Origin of the sequence: Microvirga sp. VF16, assembly GCF_016864375.1 — a bacterium.
In the GTDB taxonomy this organism is placed as follows: Bacteria; Pseudomonadota; Alphaproteobacteria; order Rhizobiales; family Beijerinckiaceae; genus Microvirga.
Map to the genome: position 1 here is coordinate 121689 of NZ_CP069359.1, position 20991 is coordinate 142679.

Genomic DNA, 20991 nt, shown 5'->3' on the forward strand with positions numbered 1-20991 from the left:
CATCACGATGGGCGGTTGCACGCAGGACATGTCAACGACCCGGAGCTCGACGCGCGCCTTGTGCTCGATGTGCTGGCCAACCAGATCACAGCCTTTGCAACCCTGGCGAAGGAGACGCCTGCCGCTCCTATCGCCTATCACTACCTGACCACTTGCATGCCGGGGAGTGACGGTTTCGATGCACTGTTTACCGACTTACGCAGAGCACCCCGACCTGCTGCGGCACAGGCCGAGAAGGCGATCAAGGAGCTGCTCGATGGTCAGGCATGCGCTTCGCGTATCCAGCAAACACTGAACCGCCTGTCCTCTCCACAACTCGGCTGGCCGATGGCCTATGCACTTTCGTGGATCTCGGTCGCGGGCGGGGATTCCGTTATGCCACCCTGGGTGCGGGCGCAGTTCCGTGAAGCCTCACGGATCGTTCGGCATTTGCGCGACCGCGCGTGCGGCGACCCAGGCTGCCATTGGTGCCGCGAGAAGAACAACCCGAAGAAAGCGCTATCGCGCTGGTTCGGCTTCGACAGCTTTCGGCCGGAGCCAAAGGACGATGCTGGTCGCCCGCTGCAGGAACGCATTGTCGCTGAAGCAATGGAAGGGAAATCCGTTCTCGGTATCCTGCCCACTGGCACTGGGAAGTCTGTCTGCTACCAGATTCCGGCGCTGGCGCGGTTCGATAAGATCGGCGCGCTTTCCGTCGTCATCTCGCCTCTGGTCGCATTGATGGCCGATCAGGTGCAAGGCCTTGCGCGTCACGGAATCGGGGGTTGCGTTACGATCAACGGGCTTCTCTCAATGCCAGAGCGCCATGCTGCGTTGGATCAGGTGCGGTTGGGCGACGCGGCCATGTTGCTGATATCACCCGAGCAGCTACGCAGCCCCTCAGTGCGTGCAGTCCTGGCGCAGCGCGAGGTCGGCTACTGGATCCTGGATGAGGCCCATTGTGTCTCAAAGTGGGGGCATGATTTCCGGCCCGATTATCGCTACGTCTCGCGCTTTATCCGTGAGTATTCCGGGGATCAAGAGCCCGCGCCGGTGATCTGCCTGACTGCGACGGCAAAGCCGGAGGTGGTGCGCGACATCCGTGATCACTTCCAGTCCCGCCTAGGGGTGGAACTGCTTCTGCTCGACGGCGGTGCGACCCGCCAGAACCTCGCCTTCGAGGTGCACGAGACCCACCGCAGCCGCAAGCTCACCGACATTCTTGATATGATCGAACGCGCCCTGCCGCGCGATGGTGCGTCAGGCGCCGTGGTCTATTGCGCCACGCGTGCTGCGACTGAACGTGTCGCAGGCTTCCTGCAACAACAGGGGTTGGCAGCGGACTTCTTCCATGCTGGCCTGACGCCCGAACGCAAGCACGAGGTGCAAGAGCGTTTTCGTGTCGGTGAGCTGCGGGTCATTGCGGCCACAAACGCCTTCGGTATGGGGATCGACAAGCCCGATATCAGGCTGGTGGTGCATGGCGACATTCCGGGCTCGCTTGAGAACTACCTGCAGGAGGCCGGCCGGGCTGGACGTGACCGCGATCCGGCGGTCTGCGTGCTTTTGTTCACCACCGAGGACGTCGAACGGCAATTCTCTCTCAGCGCCCGCTCGCGTCTGGCGCGCCATGAGATCAGCGCGATCCTGAAGGCGCTCCGCCGCTTGGATACCCGTGGAAAGCACAACGGTGAGGTCGTCGCCACGCCGGGCGAGATAGTGCGGGAAGAGACGGCGCAGGAATTCGAGCGCGATAACGCCACAGACGACACACGGGTCAAGACGGCCGTTGCCTGGCTCGAAGAATCAACTCTGCTAACCCGGGAGGAGAACCGGGTGCAGGTCTTCCCTTCCTCGCTGCGTATCCGCACGCTGACAGAGGCCGAGGAGATTCTGTCCAAGATTGAGCTGACCAGAACCCGGCGTAAGCAGCTACTGGATCTGGTGCGGCATCTAATGACGGCCTCCCCCGATGCTGGTGTCTCGACCGACGAGCTTTCCGGCGCCAGTGGCCTGACCGGTGGCGCACTTCGGAAGGCATTGTCCGATCTCGAAGCACTTGGTATCGCAACGGACGATACAGCCATTACGATCTTCGTTCATGTCGGGGTCGAGGGGTCGTCGAAACAGCGGTTCCAGGTCGCTACGGCATTGGAGGCCGCGTTGATCGACGCCATGCGCGAGGCGTCGCCAGATGCTGAGGGCGGCGAAGCGCAGCCTCTGCATCTCGCCGCGACCTGTCAAGTTCTGCGCGATCAGGGCCATCTGGGCGTGCGCCCGGATCTGGTTGAGGCGCATCTGCGCAGCTTGGCGCAGGACGGGCGCGACGAGGACGGCGGACGCGGCAACATTCATTTGCGCAAGGTGAATCGAAACACTTGCTTCGTGCGACTGCAGCGGTCGTGGGAAATGGTTAGCCGGACGGCGGAGATCAGGCGTCGAGGGGCGGAGCTTTTAATCCAACATCTCGAAGCGCTAGTGGCAAAAGGCACGCGCGGTAAAGATGTCCGGGTCGAGACCACGATGGGCAAAATGCAGTCCGCCATCACAGGGGACGTTTTCCTGAAGGGCTCAGTCCGGGATGTGACTAAGTTGCTCGGCCGGGCACTCATGTGGCTCCATGAACAGGGCGTGATCACCCTTGGACGAGGCCTGACGATCTTCCGCCCCGCGATCACCGTTCACCTGCGCCCTGGGGGTGGACAGTTTACTCAGAAGGATTTCCTCCCTCTCGAGGATCATTACTGCGAACAGACCGTCCAGACCCATATCATGGCGGCCTATGCCGAGCGCGGGCTGACCTCGATGAAAGAGGCAGAGCGGCTCGCGCAGGACTATTTCCAGCTGGACAAAGGAGCCTTCCTGAAGCGCTGGTTGCCGGATCGAGCGGGCGACTTGGTCCGTCAAACCACACCGGAGAGCTGGCGCCAGATTGTCGAGAGTCTCGGAAATTCCGTGCAGTCGAAGATCGTCGCCGATGATCGCGAACAGACCAACGTGCTGGTGCTCGCAGGACCCGGCTCCGGAAAAACACGGGTGCTGGTGCATCGCGTCGCCTATCTGATCCGGGTCAAGCGCGAAGATCCGCGTGGCATTCTCGTTCTGACCTACAACCGCCATGCCGCAGTCGAGATCCGCAAGCGGCTGAAGGAGCTGATCGGCGATGATGCCAACAGCGTAACCGTCTCGACCTGTCACGCTCTAGCGATGCGACTGGTCGGGGCAAGCTTTGCGAGCCAGGTCGAGGCGGATACCCCACATGACTTCGACAAAATTGTAATGGAGGCCGTCACCCTGCTGAAAGGCGAAGGCCTGTCTAAGGTCGAGGCCGAGGCGCTCCGCGAAACCCTGATTCAGGGCTATCGCTGGATCCTCGTTGACGAATATCAGGACATTGGCCCCGAGGAATATGCCCTGATCGCCGCCGTAGCAGGTCGCTCATTCGACGACCCGGACCAACGCCTGAGCCTTTTTGCCGTGGGCGATGACGACCAGAACATCTATGCCTTCGCAGGTGCCTCAATCGATTTCATCCGGCGCTTCGAAGCGGATTACTCAGCCAAGCCCACCTATCTGATTGAGAACTATCGTTCGACGCGGGCGATTATTGATGCAGCAAACCGCGTGATTGCACCAGCCGCTAATCGGATGAAGACTGGCCATGACATCACCGTCAATCGCGCCCGTGCTAAAGCCCCTGAAGGCGGCGTGCTGGCCTCGCAGGATCCGGTCGCGCAGGGCCGGGTTCAGCTTTTGCGCACAGCACCGGGCCTTGCAGCGCAGGCCAACGCCGCCGTCGATGAACTGGTCCGCCTGTCACAACTGGTCCCGGACTGGTCCTGGTCAAAGGCCGCGATCGTCGCACGGGAATGGCGGCTTCTGGAACCAGTGCGGAGCTATTGTGAAGCGCTGGACATACCGGTTCAACTCGCAAGCGAGGCCATGCCTCCATTTTGGCGTTTGCGGGAAGCTCAGGAATTCCTCAACTTCCTCAAGGCGGAGCCTGCGAAGATTATTGCGGCCGAAGCCGTGAAAGGCTTTATCTCCAGGCAGCCTTCGAACCATTGGTGGGATCGGATCTCGGACGGTATCACGGCACTCGATGCCGAACTCGATGGGAAAGCTGTTCCGGTCGCAGATATCATCGAGATGCTGGTCGAATGGACTCGGGTCACTCGTCAGGAGCAACGAGGATTGATGCTTTTGACCGCGCATCGAGCCAAAGGCCTTGAGTTTGACGACGTTGTCATCCTTGACGGCGGCTGGGATCGTTCCTCGAAGGGGGAGGACCGCGATGCCCCACTCCGGCTGTTTTACGTCGCCATGACGCGGGCAAAGCGCAGCCTCGCAATCGTTTCAATGCAGGGCCGGCATCCGATCTTGCAGAATGTCGCAGCAACCTTACTGCAGCGGCAGATCACCCCAGATGAGGGAGCCCAGGCGGACTGTGGTTTGCAATATCAGACCGTAGAACCACGCATGGTGGATCTGTCCTGGGTCGGCAGGCAGGCGGAAAGCCACCCAGCCCATCAAGCTCTCTCTCGGATACAAACCGGTGATCCCATCGAACTGATAAAGTGCGACGGACGCTGGGAGATTCGCACTGATAAGGGAGTGACCATTGGGCGGATGGCTCAGGGCTACGCACCCCCCGACGGGTTGCGCTTCATTCGAGGCAAGGCCAGCGCGATCATCCGTTGGCGTAAGGTCGACAATGCAGAGGAATTCCGCGGCGCGCTTCGGCGCGAAGCCTGGGAGGTTATCCTCCCGGAGTTGGTATTTCGGCATTGAGGGGCGCATCATGATCAAGGCAGCGGTTGAGGCCGTCCGTAGAAATCATTACGCTTCAAGGATTGGTATTCCTCATACAGACCCTCTCGGGAGGCACGACCAGGAACGTGCCTGACGATCATCCCTTCGCCTAAACCCCCTAGCCATTGGAGTGCCGCGATTGTGACCGTCACACATCAGACGGCAAAGAGCCGCTCGCGCCTCAACTTGCCGGCGGAAGTAGGAGCATTTAAGCTGCTGAATCTGTTGAGTTAAATGGCGGAGAGGGGGAGATTCGAACTCCCGATACGGTTGCCCGTATGCCGCATTTCGAGTGCGGTGCATTCAACCACTCTGCCACCTCTCCGGGGTGCGAAGGCTGATGAGCCGCGTGTCCGAAACAGCTTCCAAATCAAGCCGTTACGTTGGTCAGGCTATCAGTTTCCCCGAGCTAAGCAAGAGCTTTGTCTCGTCTGCTTCGCAACGGCCCAGACCCCGTCTGTCACATTCATTGTGACAACCGCTGTGACAAGCCGAGGCCCACCCCAAGGGGGAACGGGGCTGAACGAGGGTTGAGCGATAGGCTCGGAGATTCTTGCACCAAAAAGCTAAGCCTCCCCCTTATGGGTTACGCTATGTAACACATTACGGCCATGGTTTGCCGTAGGCTTTACCCACTGACATGGGGGAGCCTCGCCATGCGACGCCTCAGTCTGTCCCTGTTGCTGATTGTAATATCCTCAGTGCTGGTGCCGCTGTTGGTCCTAATGGCTTTCATGGCAAGTGTGCTGGTTTCGGCGCTGATGTTCCCCTAAGACCTTTCGGCTGTAGCGTCCCTTCGATTTGAATGACTATGGCTTACCAGCGGCATGGGTAAGGCTCACAAGCAACCCTATGGTTATTGGTGCCGTGCTGCGTCCGTTGCTGGCCGAGATTTTGTCGCGTCAGAGTGCCGCCCCATTGCAGGACTAAGCTCGTACTTAGGCGACTGAGCCTAGCTCTGATGGGAGGAGAAAATGGCCATCAGATACGCGACGGAAGCTGACCCTAATGTAGACGGCACCAGCGGCAATGATTACCTGTTTGGGAACCGACTCGCCAATGAACTCCGTGGCCTTGAAGGCTCTGACTGGCTCTTCGGGTATGGCGGGGATGATGCGCTGTTCGGTGGGCCTAACAACGATTATTTGTTTGGTGGAAGGGGAGCGGATCACCTTCACGGAGAAGCGGGAAACGACTGGCTGATCGGTGGTAAGGGACCAGACACGTACCATTTCGTGCGGGATGGCGGCAAGGATACGGTGACAGACCTAAACCCTTCCGAGGGCGACGCGATCGTCTTCGGTGAGGGAGTTGGCCTCCTCCTCGTTGGCGGAGACGCCGTCGCTGAAGGGACAACTTACCAAGAGTTCGACTTCAACGGGGACGGCAAGATCGACAAGACGAGGGTTTATCTGGACTACGACAGAGAGCCATCGGGGCCGGTGATAAATCAGGCAAGTGACACATCAGGCAAGCCGCCGGACTATATTACGTTCCTGTATGCCAGTTGGGAGGATGTACAGGTCGCACTCAGACAGGTCTCACCTCCTGCGGGAGAGTTGTTCATCTAAACTCGGTTGGACAGAGGGCACACTCGACCGTGTTAACGTGCCTTCTTTGTCTCATGCGATACGAGGGTCCATAAAATACCGTCACAAACCCACAGATCAGCCCCTCTCAGTTGCCGTGATGAGCTTCTGAGAGGGCTCATTGTTAGTCAGCAGGTCAGCCGTTAGCGTGATCTTCCAGTAAACCCAATCGCCATAGCGGCCATCTGAGCCTCAGTATCAGCAAGTCCATCAACTCGTTCGTTTTGCTCATGACCAGCATGGCCCTTGACCCATTGCCAAGTGATCTTGCGACCGCTGATCAGCCCGTCCAATTGAAGCCAAAGGTCTTGGTTTAGCACAGGCTTACCATCAGCCTTACGCCAACCCTTCGCCTTCCATCCGCGAAGCCATTGGGTCGCGCCTTTAATGACGTACTGACTGTCACTGTGAATGATGATCGGGGTCGAATGAGGAACAGCCTCAAGCGCCTTGATGGCTGCGGTCATTTCCATCTTGTTGTTCGTAGTCGAGGGATCGCGCCCGATGATGATCTGCTCCTTTCCTTCGATGGTAACAACGGCTGCGTAGCCTCCTGGTCCGGGGTTTCCGAGGCAAGCGCCGTCGGTAAAGACAATGGCGTGTTCAGCGGTCTCTTTGGTCATGTGGTTCTCAATGATTTGGTGAAGGAGGCTTGCTCTGGGAGGCAATGGAGGGCGGCTATAAGCAGCGGAAGGCGTTAAGATCGTCTGACTCGGAGACAGCGGTTCACAGTGGACTTCCTGCCTTCCTCAGGTCATCAGTTCTTACAGCCAAGGTTAACCCGTGGTTAGCGTTCCGTGTCTTACGCTTTGGTCAAGACAGTGGAAAGGCTCACGATGCGTACTCTCAAAAACTCGCTAGTTCTGCTTGTGTCGGCCTCAGTGCTTGGCCCGTTCTTCGTTGTGTCAGCGTATGCAGCGACAATCTTGGCTTCGGCCTTTGTCGGCCAGTAGGTGCGGCTCAGAGACTCAAAATACCCTGACAAACCCACACATCAGCAAACCCTCTCAGTTGCCGTGATTGGTTTCTGAGAGGGCTATGTGTCAGTGCGAAGCGTGTTCACCGAATAGGTGAGGCTGGAAGAAAGAAAGCTAGATCGGCACTTGGCTAACGCTCAGTGCTTCCTCCTCTATTTCAGGAGTCCTTGCTTCCTGCCTCACCCTTTGTCGAGGCACTTGGTTAGACATAGGTCGATAGCGCTTGAGCTTTGGTCCTTCCCTATTAGTCTCATGGACGATCCTACGTCCGGCTTCACCCACGGTAGACTTCATGGCGACCACGAATGAACGAGGCCGTGTCAAAACGCGGATCGCGACTGACCAAGCTCACCAATATTGTCCTCTGATTGGCGGGAGCGCGACTGACAACGGCTGTTTTGCTCTTCGACAAGGCTGGACGTCAGTCTCCCTGGTGTCCAAGCCATCGTGATCAGCTTGGTGGTCTAAAGCGACGCCGCCTCAGGACTGGATTGCTGCCATCAGAGGTCCTGGCCCGAGGATCGCCAAAACCCGCTTCAGGTTGTAGGCGAGCACATGCAGGCTCATCTCAGTGCGCACCCGCTCCAGGGTCCGGGTCAGGAAGTGCGTGGCGCCCATCCAGGCCTTGATCGTCCCGAACGGATGCTCCGCCGTCTGCCGGCGCAGGCGCGTCGTCTCCGGTGCCCGGTCGAGCCGCTCCTGCATCGCATCGAGCATGTCCTCGTGCTCCCAGCGCTTGATGCGTCGCTGCTTGCCGGTCGTGCATTGCTCCTTCAGCGCACATCTTTCGCAGCAGGTGGTCCAGTAGAGGTGCAGCAGCATCCCATGCTCGACGGTTGAGCACCGTCGCGTCAGGCGCTCTCCCGCGGGACAGCGATAGGTGTCATCCTCAGGATGATAGACAAAGTCCTGCTTGCCAAAGCGACCTTCAGCTTTAGCGCCGGAACTGAGGGTCTTGGGGACTGTTGCATTAATCTTGGCAGTTTAGACTGTGGTGGCTACCTGAGGAGCCGCCTCATTGTCCTTGTTCAAGCGCCACCGCTTTCCAGTTGAGATCATCCTTCTTTGCGTGCGCTGGTACTGCAGGTACGGCATCAGCTACCGCGACCTTTCTGAGATAATGCAGGAACGTGGCGTCGAGGTGGACCCATCCACTATTTTCCGATGGGTCCAGAGGTATGCGCCGGAGCTTGAGAAACGCGCTCGCCGCTACCAGGGACATCGGTCTGGCTCTTGGCGCGTCGATGAAACCTATGTGCGGGTCGGCGGAAGGTGGAAATATCTCTTCCGGGCGGTCGACAAGCACGGCCAGCTGATCGACTTCATGCTCTCAGACCGCCGGAATACCAGAGCAGCTTATCGCTTCCTGCGCAAAGCCTTGAGGACGATGAGAGACTGTCCGCCCATGTCTATTACCACCGACAAACTGGCATCTTACCCGAAGGCGATCCGGCGCCTGCAGCGAGAAGGACACTTAGCGCATCATGTCGAGCATCGGACATCAAAATACCTGAACAACATCATCGAGGCAGATCACGGCGCGCTCAAGCGTGTGATCCGACCGACGCGCGGCTTCCAGAGGATGAAGACTGCCTACGCCACCATCAAAGGCTTTGAAGTGATGCGGATGATCCGTCGCGGCCATTGCATCCTGCGGACACCAGGAGCGACAGGCGAAATCCGCTTCGTCAACGAGCTATTCGGCCTTGCCGCCTGACAAACTCTTCCAATGGGTTCGTTGTGTTCTTTCCAAGTTACTGCAACGGAGCCCAGCGGCCGCGCAGGCGGGTCATCTTGGTGGATGTGCCGGTCTCATCGAGAAACACGAGCCGGTGCGGCTCCTGGCGCATGCGCGGCTGACGCTTCGCGTGCCTGGCGCACGTCGGCGCGTCCTTGTTCGCTGGCCCGCAGCGTTTTTTTGAAGCTGTAGCCCTGACGGATGAACCAGCGCGCGATGGAGGCGGGCATGACCTTGGTGCCGCGGGCCGCCAATTCAGCCGCGAGTTGCGGCATGGTGATGTCGCCCTTCTCAGCGACACGATGGAGCAGGAACTCGCGATGCGGATCGAGCTTGGAGTAGCGCCAGCCGCCCTCCGGTTTGGCGGCCAGACTGCCGGTGGCCCGGTACGCCGCCATCAGCCGCACCACGAACGCGACCGAGACCTCGAAGTGGCGGGCGGCTTCGTGGCAGGAATGACCGGCTTCGACAAAGCGCGCCACCCGTTGACGCAGATCCAGCGAGTAGGACTTGGTCATTGCTCATCTCCTCCCGGGAAGGGGGCTGAGACAAGTGAATCACGAAGCCGCCGCGCCGAACAGCCTTCGATTCAGTCAGAACCGACGTTGCTCAGGACCTTTGTTCGTGATGTGGAAGACCGTGAGCAAAGCTCGTCCAGCCTCATCTGGACCACCATCATACCGGCTCAAAGCGACTTCAGGAGCGACCATCTTGAGTGGCCCGTCAGCGTTATGGAAATGCTCAATTCCGACATCCCAGGCTGCCGCTTTTTCCTGTTGCGTAAGCGTCCGTCCTTTTCGCACAGTCCCGACCCTGGGCCGACATTCCGGTGCGATGCCGATCAGGGTTCACTCCTCGCACCGATTGACATTACGAAATGTATCACGAAAGCGCATCAAGCAGCGCCTTGGCCTCCCGCAGGTCAGGTGTGTCGAAGCCTTCCATGAACCAGCCGTAGACGGGCGCGAGGAGTTCGCGGGCTTCGGCCTGCCGGCTCTCCGCGGCCCAAAGCCGGGCAAGGCTCGTGGCGGCGCGGAGTTCCCAAAGCTTGGCGCTCTGCTCCCGGGCCACAGCCATCGCATGGATCAAGCAAGCTTCGGCCGTGGCTCGATCCCCGGCGGCTGAGACCAGCAGCTCCCCTTTGAGCCGATACAACTCCGCCTCGAACCAGCGCTCGCCGCTCGCGCTCCCAGCATCCACAGCTGCCGCGAGCAGGCGCTGTCCCTCAGCGGCTCGCCCGGCAGCGGCGCACATCGTGCCCTGAAGGGCAAAGAAGTAAGGAACGAAAAGCGCGGAACCCGTTGCCCGATAGGCGTGGAGGCCGGCTTCGATCTGGGCAATTCCCTCCGCCACTCGACCCTGCTGGACCAGCGCCCAGCCGTCGAAAGCCACACCCAACGCGTGCCATAGAGGAAAACCATGCTCGGCCGCAAGCGCAACCAAGGCTGCAGCGTGCTGCCCGACGCCCAGAGCGTCCCCGCGGACTTGGTCCAACATGCACGCGTGCTGAAGGGCGTAAGCCAAACCGGCAGGATGCGATAGTCGCTCGGCGTCGTCGACCACCTCGCGGCAACGCGCGACGGCTTGCTCTGGAAAGCCCAGCTGAAACAGGGCAAAAGCCAGCCCAGCGAGGCCCGCGAGCCGTGGATCGTAAACATAGACATTGGCGAGCGGCCGGTGTCGCTCCGGGTCGTATAATGCAAGCGTCCGTTCCAGGTGCTCACGCGCTTCGATGAGGGCACCTTGCCAGAGCGAGCTGATCCCGGCCGCGCGGTGGCCGACCATCAGACCAGTTGCATCGCCATCCCGCTTGGCGGCGCGGAGCAGCTCTTCGGCAATCTCCTGCGCCGCGACGTGCTCGGCACGGACCATATGGAACACCCACTGTCCGAACATCAGGGGAGATAACCGGCCCAGGTCGCCAACCTGCCGGCAGAGCTCGTGCGCGCGGGCATAGGCCCGACCGGTCTCTGGCGCGGCGTGGCCTTTCGCAGCGATCAATGCTCCGCCGAGGGCGATCTGGAGATCGATTTCTCGCTCTGAGCGCTCAGCGCTCTCCGGAAGGCTGGCAAGGAGGTTCAGCGCTGTGGTGATATGAGCGATGGCCTCGGCCATGGCCGAGCGCCGGATCGCCAGCTGCCCGGCCTTGAGCCCATACTCCACCGCTTTGTCGACCAGCCCGGCCTCGCAGAAGTGGCGGGCGAGCGCTTCCGGCTTCGCCTCTGCTGTCTCGGGGAAGCGCTGCTCCAGGGCCTGGGCAATGCGGGCGTGAAGCTGCTTGCGCCTGCTCTTGAGCTGGCTCTCGTATGCAGCATCACGCACGAGCGCGTGCTTGAACATGTAGCTCGAATTCGGTGGTGTACCTCGCGCAAAAACGAGCTCAGCCTCGGTCAGCCGACGCAGGGCGTCTTGCAGCTCGGTTTCGTCCAGCGGCGTGGCCGCGGCGAGCAGCTCGTAGCCGAACTCGCGGCCGATGGCAGCGCCGACTTGCAACACTTCCTTGACGCCCCCTAGTCTGTCGAGCCGGGCCATGAGCGAGTCGCGCAGCGTCGTCGGGATCGCCAGCGTCGGCAGCGGGGCGGCGAGCGCGTAGCGCTCGCCCTCGTCCTTGAGCAGCCCGGTTTCGAGCACCGTCTTGGTCAGCTCCTCAATAAACAGCGGCACCCCGTCGGTCTTCGCCAGAATCTCGATCAGCACCTGCGACGGCAGCGCCTTGCCACCGGTCAAGTCGGCCACCATCGATGCGCCCCGGGTGCGGCTCAGGCGGTTGAGAGTCAGCGAGGTAACGTGCGCCTGGCCCTGCCAGGGAGGGATGAACTCGGGGCGAAACGTGATCAGCCGAGCACCGGCAGGCGCTGCACGCGCGTGATGAGCCGGTCGAGCAGCTCGAGCGTGGTCGGATCGGCCCAGTGCACATCCTCGTACAGGGTCAGCACCGGCTGATTGGTTGCCAACCCGGCGAGCTGAGCCAGCAGTGCCTCCAGTTTACTGAGGCTTCGCTCGGGCGCCTCATCGCGGGAGAGCCCGGCGGCGCGCTCGAGCAGATCGATGATCGGGTAGAGGGCGCTGGTCTGGTGGAAAGGCGAGCAGAAATGGCTGAGCGGCGTATAGGGCTCGTTGGCGAGCCGCTCGCGCAGGGCCCGGACGAGACGGGACTTGCCGATCCCAGGCTCGCCCGACAACAGAACAACCTGCCCGTCGCCCTCCTTGGCCTGCTGCCAGCGATCGAGCAGAAGACCGAGCTCATGCTCCCGGCCAACCAGTGGCGTTACGCCTCTGGCGTGCCGCGCCTCGAACCGGTCCCGCCTGCGATTTTGGCCCAGCACCCGCCAGGCCTGCACCGGTTCTCCAAAACCCTTGAGGTCGTGACGGCCGAGATCCGTTAGCTCGAACAGGCCGTGCACCAGTTGGTGGGTGCTCTGAGCGATCACCACCGCATCAGGATCAGCCATGGTCTGCAGTCGCGCCGCCAGATTCGGCGTCTCGCCGACGACCGCTTGCTCTTGTGCAGCCCCTGTGCCGATGACATCGCCCACGACCGCCAGACCAGTGGCAATGCCGACGCGAACTCGCAGCGGTTCCGCCGCCTGCACCCGGCCGACGGCCTCCACCAGCGCCAGTCCCGCCCGCACCGCCCGCTCCGCGTCGTCCTCGTGCGCCTGCGGGTATCCGAAGTAGAGCAAGACTCCATCGCCCATGTATTTGGCAACAAAGCCGTCGAAGCGGGCAACCGTCGCGGCAACGCAGCGCTGATACGCGCCAATCACTTCGCGGAGGTCCTCGGGATCGAGCCGTGACGCGAGGGCCGTCGAGCCGACCAGGTCGCAAAACATCACGGTCAGCTGGCGCCGCTCGGCCGAACACGCGGGGATCTGGCTTGGCGCCAGTGTCGCATTGGGGGCCGTTCGCGCTGAGGGGGCCGTCAGGCTCGCCAGTGCCTTCAGCAGCTTTTTGCGCTGGCCAAGCGAGAGACCGAACTTCTCCAGGTCCGCCTCGTTCAGCTCGGGCAGAATTTCGAAATCGACATCGTTCGCCCGCAACACGGGCGCGAGCTGTGCCAAGCCTAGCGGCGCCAGCCAGCGCTCCAGCTCGTCCACGGCAGTTTCCTCGCGGGTTCGGATCGCTCCCGGCTGCTCGAGCTGACAATACCAAAATCGCGCGCGTGGTCCGAAGGTTTCTTGCCTCCGCGAGCTCGACCTAATGTGGTCTTTTGGCACGACGCGGAAGTAGACCTAACTTCTGCAATGAGATGGTAAACCGACGTTCAAAGGGCTGCCCTTAAGGCTCACCTTTGGCCCTCTCGCGACGTTTCCGCTGCGCAGCGGATGGCCGACTTGGGTCATCAGTTCCGGTTCCGGAAGGACATTCTTGCGCCGCCATTTCCCGACATTTCTGGTCCTATTAAGTGGACCTTCAGGCTGAGGCCGAATCGACTCTTGTCGGACCCGTTTCCACGCGTCCATGATGGGCTTTTGGTGTATTATTGTACTTTCATACAGGAGGGGGACGTGGACGTCGCCGCCTGGCTTCGCGGTATCGGCCTGGGACAATACGAGAAGGCCTTCCGCGACAACGATATTAGTGAAGAGGTTCTTGCCCACCTGACGGCCGAGGATTTGACGGGAATCGGCGTGACCTCCGTCGGTCACCGGCGCAAGCTGCTTGATGCGATTGCCTCACTGGCCCTGGTTTCGAGGTCGGCGCCCATTGGCGCATCCGCATCGCTGAAGACGGCGCTGCCTTTATCCGCCCCGACAGAGGCAGAGCGGCGGCAGCTCACGGTGATGTTCGTCGACCTCGTCGGGTCGACCGAGCTAAGCCATCAGCTCGACCCCGAAGAGCTGCGGGCGGTGATGCGGCGTTACCGAAGCGCGGTAACCGAAGAAGTGGACCGTTTCGGGGGGCACGTCGCCAAGTTCTTGGGCGATGGCATTCTTGCATATTTCGGCTGGCCGAAGGCACAGGAGGACGCGGCTGAACGGGCGGTCAAGGCTGCCCTGCGCATTGTGGCAGCAGCCCGTGGAATCAAGACGCAAGAGGTTCCTCACCTTCGTGCACGCATCGGCATTGCCACAGGGTTGGTGGTCATCGGAAGCCTAGGGGAAGGGGAGGCAGAGCGCCCGGACGAGATCGTCGGGGCGACGCCGAACCTCGCAGCACGGCTACAGCAGGCGGCAGGGCCGGACCAGGTTGTGATTTCCGAAACCACCCGGCACCTCGTCGGAGGGATTTTCGACCTGGAGGACCTGGGAAGGCAGCCGATCAAGGGGATCGGCTCCTCGGTAGCCCTCTGGCGGGTCCACGGCATCGGGCGCAGTGAAAGTCGGTTCGAGGGCCTTCACGGCACGATGCTCACGCCGTTCGTCGGCCGAGGCCGCGAGATCGATCTGCTGCTCGAGCGCTGGGGGCGGGTCAGGCGAACGATGGGCCAGGTTGTCCTCGTAACCGGGGAGCCCGGGATCGGAAAATCGAGACTGGTGCGCTTTCTCGGGGATCGACTGAGAGGGGACCGGCTCCAGGAAATCCATTTCGACGCCTCGCCGTACTACGCGAACTCGGCGCTACGGCCCGTCATCTCGGAAATCCGGCGCTCCGCGGAGTTTGCAAGCATTGACCCGGACGAAACACAGTTCAGGAAGCTCGAGCTTCTTCTGGGAAGGGCTTTGTCCGATACCAGCGGCGCCATCCCTGTCATCGCCGATCTGCTCGGCGTTCGAACCGGCGAGCAGCATTCGTTACGTGATCTGACCCCTCAGCAGAGGAAGGCCATGACGTTTGCAGCGCTGCTGAACTGGGTTGAGGGGCTCGCGACGCGGCATCCGCTGCTCATGGTCGTCGAGGACGCACAATGGCTCGACCCGACGACGCTGGAACTGGTCGGTCGGATCAACGATCGGATCGCCCAATTGCCAGTGCTGCTGCTCGTCACTTTCCGGCCGGAGTTCAAGCCGGCCTGGAGCGGCGCACACGTTGACCGGATCGTGCTCGAACGGCTCGATCCGATCGAGGCGGCCGCAGTGGCCGAGGCCGTTGCGGGCAAGCGTCTTCCGCAGGAAGTCTTGAACGAGATCGTCGCGCACACCGACGGCATTCCGCTGTTCATCGAGGAATTGACCAAGGCGATGCGCGATCTCAACGTCCTTGTCGACGCAGGAGATCACTTCGACCTTTTGGGATCTCTGCCTGCAGTCACGGTTCCCGTGACACTTCAGGACGCGCTGATGGCTCGGCTCGACCGCCTGCCGCCCTCCGCAAGGCATGCCGCGCAAGTCGGTGCCGTGATTGGGCGGGAGTTCGATCGTGCGCTGCTGGCGAGCGTGAGCGACATGCCTGCCGGTGAACTGGAGACGGCGCTCTCGGAACTGATCGGAGCCGAGCTAATCTTGAGCGGCGGCACCGCGGCCAGCCCGGCACACATCTTCAAGCACGCTCTCATTCAGGACGCGGCCTACGAATCGCTCCTCAAAAGGCGCCGCCGGGAACTGCACGGCGCGATTGCCGACGCGCTGGTCAACAGATTCAAGGACACGGCCACAGCGCATCCCGAACTCGTCGCCGGCCACTACGGCAGGGCCGGGCTCGTCGAGCAAGCAGTGCCATATTATCAGGCTGCGGCACGCACGGCGATCATGCGCTCGGCGACAAGGGAAGCGTTGGGCCAGCTCGATAACGGTCTCTCGCTTCTCGAAACGCTGCCGGAAGGCTTGGAGCGCAACCGATTTGAACTCGGGCTCCGCCTTGCGCTCGGGGATGCGCTCCGGGCGGCTAGGGGCACGGCGGCGGTCGAAACGGGCACCGCTTATGCTCGCGCCCGATTCCTGGCAGGGCAAACGGGAGCGGAGCACGAGAACCTCCGGGCCGGCTATGGCGAGTTTCTCTGTTACTACAATCGCGCGGAGCTCGATCGCGCGCGCGAAGTCGCCAACGAGCTGATGCGCGCGGCGGCGCGCGCATACGGCGAGGGTGGCCCAATCGGAGCGGACGCAGCCGGATTCGTTGCCCTTTGGATGGGCGATTTTGCCACCGCACGCTCTTTCCTGGAGCAGCGGGTCTCGACAAGGGCACCTGACCTGGACCCTCTGCTCGGTGCGGACATCGCCGACGCCGGACCGAACCTCTACCTTGCCCGGACGCTGCTCATTCTGGGCTACCCCGAGCAGGGATACCGGCGGTGCCGGCAGGGTCTGGAAACTGCGGAGAAAACGCGCCAGCCCTTCGCGATCGTGTTGGCTCTCGTCAACACGTGCGTCTACTACCACTTGTGCAAAGACTGGCTCGCCCTTCGGCGCGACAGCGAGCGCCTGATTGCTCTCGCGTCCGAAAAGGCCATGCCTGCAATGTTGAACAAGGGACGGGGCTTTCGAGCTGCCGCACTCATCGCAGAAGGAAATGCAACCGAAGGCCTCGAGACCCTCAAATCCTGCTACGAGCACGACGTGAACGCCGGTTACCTGGTGATGATGCCGTACTTCGAGTCCATTCTGGCTGAGGCTTACCTTAGTAGTGGCAACGTTGAAGATGCGCGACGCGTGCTCGACGACGCGTTCGAGCGTGCAACTTCGACCGGCGAGCGTTGGTTTGATGCCGAGCTGTACCGACTGAAAGGGGAGTTTGCTTTGCGCGAGCCTGGTCGCGACGGCGACTTGGCGGCGGAATCTTTCGGCAAATCGGTAGAGATTGCCGGGGCCCAGGCCGCCAAATGGTGGGAGTTGCGAGCTGCGACGCAGCTCGCACGCCTATGGGCAGAGCGAGGCGCCGGGGAGAAAGCCCACGGTTTTCTGACACACGTTCGCGACGGGTTCACCGAGGGTTTCGAAACTGCCGACGTCAGAGAGGCCGAGGCCCTGCTCAGCGAGCTGGAGCGTGCTACGCTATATGACACCTCCTCGGCTCGGCGGGAATAGCCTTGGCCGTTTGTTGGGGGAAGGAGCAGCGCGTTCAACGGGCGCGGTCGCGCCAATTGCAGTCATTCCAGAACACACGTTTGACTTCCTGCTACTGGCACGAGGCGGAAGAAGCGCTTGGGTCTGCTCATGAGGCGGTAAGCGGACCTTCATTGCATTTGCTGTTCATTACTCTTTGACCCGTTGAAGCCATTCAGAATACACGCTGGGCAAGGAGCGCCTCCGCTTCTTCGGCTCAAGTCCGGACTTGCGACACATCCGATTGGCCAATGGCGCTTCACAGCGCCGACAGCCCCGCGATGAGCCCGCTGCAGACACCTGCCAAAAACTCAATGTCCAGCGTCTCAATCCGATCACTCACTTTGTGGTAATGGGGATTGCGCATGTTGGCGGTGTCCGTGACCATAATGGCTGGATTTCCACGATCCCAGAACGATGCGTGATCACTGCGTCGGGTGTCCGGTACAATCCGGCCTCGGCTTGGAACGGGTAAGAACTCGCACGGAACAGACTTGCGCATCACGCGAGCAAGCTCCCACAGCACAGGCAGCGTGCGCAGGTTTCCAATCAGGCCGATGAAGTCCCCCCGATCAGGGTAGAAATGGTGCAGGCCAGCTGGGTACTGCTGAGAGCCCGGCCGGGAATCTCGGTATCCGAGCATTTCCAACGCAACCATCAAGGCAAGCGGTTCGCGCTGATCCCGGAGATGCTGCGCATAGGCCACACTGCCACGGCGATCGGCTTCTTCAAGGTCAAAGGCCGCGAGGCGCATGGGCCGGCGGGCGGGTTTGTCGAAAAAAGCCGAAGCCATCTCCAAGAGGACGGCCAAGGCAGACCCATTGTCATCGGCCCCAGGCGACCCTGGCACTGCATCGTAGTGAGCACCAACAAGAATGAAGCCACGGTTCTGCTGCCCCGGCAGGTTCAGGATCAAGTTCTGACGCGTCCGACCTGCATAAAGGAACTCGTGGACTGCGAGCCTTCCAAACCGCCCAAGCTCCTGTTTCATGTAGGACATGACGGCGGAGTGGCCGTCCGGTGCTCGATAGGGGTCGCGCTCTCGGACGACCTCTCGCAGATGCCTCAGAAGGCGGTCCTGCAACTCCGCTCGCGATGTCTGCCCATTCGGAGGCAAGGGAACGGTTCGCATGCACGTGCCTCCTTCAGATCATGGCTTGTTCGCCTGGGAAGAGGCGCAGTCAGCCTCTACTTCAACAGTTCAAGCAAGCCTCGCCGCCGATCTGTCGCCAGCGGGAATACGGCCGGAGTGGCGGGAGCAGTATGGCGAGATGTGACCTGCATCAGCTCGTCGCGACAGGGCCTTTCCAACCTCGGAACGCATCACCCGCACATTATGCCTCGGTCACCTCCCGATGATAGGTGGTCTGGAGTTCAAACGGCAAAGTCGCCGGCGCAGCATCCACCCCGTCATGCGGCTCGTATCCAAGCGCTCGGATCCAGCCTTCCTGCGTTCATCTCAACCGCCAGCCGCGTGTTCCAGTTGCGCACCGGCGGGATCACCCAGCTGAACGGCGTTGACCCACTGGTGACTGCCTGCTCGATGGTCGCGCAGCGTGTCACACTATCGCGCCTGCGGTCCGGCAGCGCACAGGGACGGGGTTCCCAGCCATATTGGGATTCGCGCCAATCGTTCGCCACGGCACCCGGGCCGAGGTAGACCGTCCCGCTGCGCTCGCGGCGCTCCACAATGGCAATCTCATCGGCGGCGCAGCCGACCAGCGTGACGAGCACCGGGCGAGCAAGCTCGACCGTTCTCAGCAACTGCAACGCTTCCGAGAAGTCAGTGGCGGTCTCGAAGGCATAGCGCAAGAGGTGAAGCGGCGGCATCCCCCGCTCACGCGATAAGGTCCACGCTAGGTTGCGGGTATAGTCGATCCCCCGGAACATGTCGGTGCGGGTGCGTCGTCGGAGCGGAGCCTGGTTGATCGCCGCCGCGAAGCGCCCTGGTGCTAGCGCTGTGAGGGTCCCCACCGCCCCTGGCCATGTCACATCGACGAACTCGCCGGCCCGTCCGGAGCGGTGCGCCAGGATGGCAGACCGCCCGAGACCGAGAAATGGCCAATCGAGCGTGCGGCGCAGGGTGGGAGCCGCGCCCGGTGCATCGGAACGTGCCAACGCGGTGCAGGCGTACTCATAGGAGATATTGATGGCGTAAATACCCGAGACACCGGTGTGTGTCGCAATGGCGTCCAGCTCTGCAACATACGGAGATGGGCTGCGGGTCAGCCACCGATGCGCAATGCGATCGGCTACAGGCAGCGCTGGCAGGATCAATGATCTGTACGAGCCGAAGATGGTGTCCCGGAGGGCGCGGACAGCGGCTGGATCAGCGGTCGCCAGTGGGTCGGATCGTGCGTCGATTAGGGGGACAGGAAGCGCTTGCGCATGCATGGAGAAAGCCCGCGTCGTTCTGGTGAGGTGGGCTTGTACCAGCACCTTGCAAGATCACTGAGGCAGCCAGTAGGCGGACAGAGCGGCAAAGTGGTCGGTTCAACCGATCCTTCTGATCTTGAATACTCATAGGCAAGCCGGGCGAAGCTTGGCAGCGCTGGTCGCCACGGCGTCACATCTCGAGCATCGCCGGCGTGCCGAACGCATTGTGGCGCTCAAAGGAAGCAGTCTCGAACCTGAGGCCGAGTTCGCGCGCCCGGCGCCAGGAAGCATCAAGCTCCACCGGTGTGGGTCGGCGGGCGATGTCGGCGTATTTGTCCCGGTACTTGGCACTCGCCGGATCGCAGTAATTGTCGGGATGGAACTGCGCCATTACGTTCACCGGTGCGGCCGGGACATGCTCGGCGATCCATTCCAGTACCGGATAGGTGCAACACTCGACGTGATTGGGCATCACCAGGTGGCGGATGGAGAAATCCTCGCCCCACGCTTCGAGCAGCGCGACGTTGTGGTTACCGTCTCCCAGTAGCGTGGCGTCTTCGCCAGGTTCATCGCGCAACGGCCGGGCCCGAATTTGAAATCGGGAAGCCACACGTCGGTGAGGATGCGCAGGATCTTCATGCTCTCAGGCGTCATGAAGAAGTTGCTGTTCCAGAGCATGGGTGCGTTAAATGCGCCGTCATAGACGGCGGCATCCGGCGCCTCGTCGAACCATAAGAATCGGTCCGCCTTTGTCCTGCGGGCTTGTGCCAGCTCCCCCGGCCCCGGCGTAAAGTCGCGGCCCAACAGTGCGATGGCGTCGACGATAGCATGCAGGTGAATGACCACCTCGCCGCCGACCCAGTTGATGTTGTGGCAACCTTCGCGGCGCAACGTCCAGGCCATCGCCGCCAACGTGCGTGGGTCGGTCTCCTCACCATTGTCCTTGTCGGTGCTGATGTCGCCATTCTGGCAGAAGGCGCAGCGCATGTTGCAGGAGGTGAAGAAGATCGTGCCCGAGCCTTGCGTGCCGCGATAGAATAGCTCCTCGCCGGTGTGATGGAAATGCGAGCTGACCCGTGAGCCGGAGGCGAGTTTGCACGCGCCGAACTTGGCCCCGGCCACGCGGTCGACGCGGCAATGCCAGGGACAGAAATTGCAGTGGCTGAGCATCCGGTATGCGAGCTCGCGGCTCAGCTCCAGGAGGCTCGGTCCCTCCGCCGCCGGCGGCAACTGCCCGCCCGCCCGGATCGCCTGCCAGCGCGCGAGAAACAGCGGTGTGAGCCGGTCGAACTCGGCCCAGAGCGCATCTTCGTTTTCTTCCGCAGGATCAAACTCGGTAGCGACGGTCGCGGCAATGCGAAACTTGGCGGGACGTCGGTTCTCCGCCACGTCCAGATACCACGACAGCGCGCTGCGGATCGCTGGATCGTCCCAGATGGTCAGCTTGGTCAAGTCGCTCATGGGCCGGCTCCCTGGCGCCCCGTTCCCCAGTGGTGTGCGGCCTTGGCGGCTTTGCCACTGCGGCCATCGAAGTTCGGTTTGAAGCGCCGCGATCGCGGGTCACCGCACCCGATATTTGTTCGTGTAGTGCGTGCGGA

At 61.6% G+C, this 20991-nt stretch carries 10 protein-coding genes, 1 tRNA gene and 2 pseudogenes; 4 read left to right on the top strand and 9 right to left on the bottom strand.

The genetic code is table 11. The annotated features are described in order from the left end of the window. The first annotated feature begins 156 nt into the window (after positions 1-156). Positions 157-4770 (top strand): RecQ family ATP-dependent DNA helicase, encoded by a 4614-nt coding sequence (locus JO965_RS46005; RefSeq protein WP_246777380.1) that lies wholly within the window; start codon positions 157-159, stop codon positions 4768-4770. Positions 4771-5026: 256 nt separating this feature from the next. On the opposite strand, the gene JO965_RS46010 is transcribed toward JO965_RS46005, so the two are convergent. Then, positions 5027-5116: transfer RNA gene (locus JO965_RS46010), tRNA-Ser, on the bottom strand. Positions 5117-5765: 649 nt separating this feature from the next. On the opposite strand from JO965_RS46010, the gene JO965_RS46015 reads away from it, so the two are divergent. Next, positions 5766-6362, top strand: a complete 597-nt coding sequence (locus tag JO965_RS46015; RefSeq protein WP_203448380.1) for a calcium-binding protein — start codon at positions 5766-5768, stop codon at positions 6360-6362. A gap of 161 nt (positions 6363-6523) precedes the next feature. Here the strand turns inward: JO965_RS46015 and rnhA are convergent, their stop codons facing one another. Both rnhA and JO965_RS46025 read right to left on the bottom strand, forming a co-directional pair. Continuing rightward, a complete protein-coding gene (rnhA, locus tag JO965_RS46020; RefSeq protein ID WP_203448381.1) occupies positions 6524-7003 on the bottom strand; it encodes a ribonuclease HI in 480 nt (159 codons plus the stop codon). Between the two features lie 834 nt (positions 7004-7837). Then, positions 7838-8338 (bottom strand): annotated as a pseudogene (locus JO965_RS46025) (transposase); the annotation flags it as partial. Positions 8339-8375: 37 nt separating this feature from the next. Here JO965_RS46025 and JO965_RS46030 point away from each other — a divergent pair. Beyond that, complete coding sequence (locus JO965_RS46030; RefSeq protein ID WP_203448382.1) at positions 8376-9074, top strand: IS6 family transposase; 699 nt, start codon at positions 8376-8378, stop codon at positions 9072-9074. 95 nt (positions 9075-9169) lie between these two features. On the opposite strand, the gene JO965_RS46035 is transcribed toward JO965_RS46030, so the two are convergent. Both JO965_RS46035 and JO965_RS49975 read right to left on the bottom strand, forming a co-directional pair. Continuing rightward, positions 9170-9613 carry an IS630 transposase-related protein gene (locus JO965_RS46035; RefSeq protein WP_246777371.1) on the bottom strand — a complete coding sequence of 148 codons (444 nt, stop codon included), beginning with the start codon at positions 9611-9613 and terminating at the stop codon, positions 9170-9172. A gap of 364 nt (positions 9614-9977) precedes the next feature. Continuing rightward, positions 9978-13192: pseudogene (locus JO965_RS49975) on the bottom strand (AAA family ATPase). A 411-nt stretch (positions 13193-13603) separates the two neighbouring features. Between JO965_RS49975 and JO965_RS46045 the strand changes: the two are divergent. Continuing rightward, positions 13604-16999, top strand: a complete 3396-nt coding sequence (locus JO965_RS46045) for an adenylate/guanylate cyclase domain-containing protein (protein ID WP_203448383.1) — start codon at positions 13604-13606, stop codon at positions 16997-16999. 277 nt (positions 17000-17276) lie between these two features. Here JO965_RS46045 and JO965_RS46050 read toward each other — a convergent pair whose 3' ends face one another. From JO965_RS46050 to JO965_RS46065, 4 genes are all read right to left on the bottom strand, one after another. Then, complete coding sequence (locus tag JO965_RS46050; RefSeq protein ID WP_371827059.1) at positions 17277-18017, bottom strand: M28 family peptidase; 741 nt, start codon at positions 18015-18017, stop codon at positions 17277-17279. Positions 18018-18427: 410 nt separating this feature from the next. Further along, positions 18428-19411, bottom strand: a complete 984-nt coding sequence (locus tag JO965_RS46055; protein WP_203448385.1) for a hypothetical protein — start codon at positions 19409-19411, stop codon at positions 18428-18430. Between the two features lie 172 nt (positions 19412-19583). Then, positions 19584-19865 (bottom strand): hypothetical protein, encoded by a 282-nt coding sequence (locus JO965_RS46060; RefSeq protein WP_203448386.1) that lies wholly within the window; start codon positions 19863-19865, stop codon positions 19584-19586. After that, complete coding sequence (locus tag JO965_RS46065) at positions 19865-20854, bottom strand: radical SAM protein (protein WP_203448387.1); 990 nt, start codon at positions 20852-20854, stop codon at positions 19865-19867. The genes JO965_RS46060 and JO965_RS46065 overlap by 1 nt, the downstream gene beginning before the upstream one ends. Between the last annotated feature and the right edge of the window lie 137 nt (positions 20855-20991).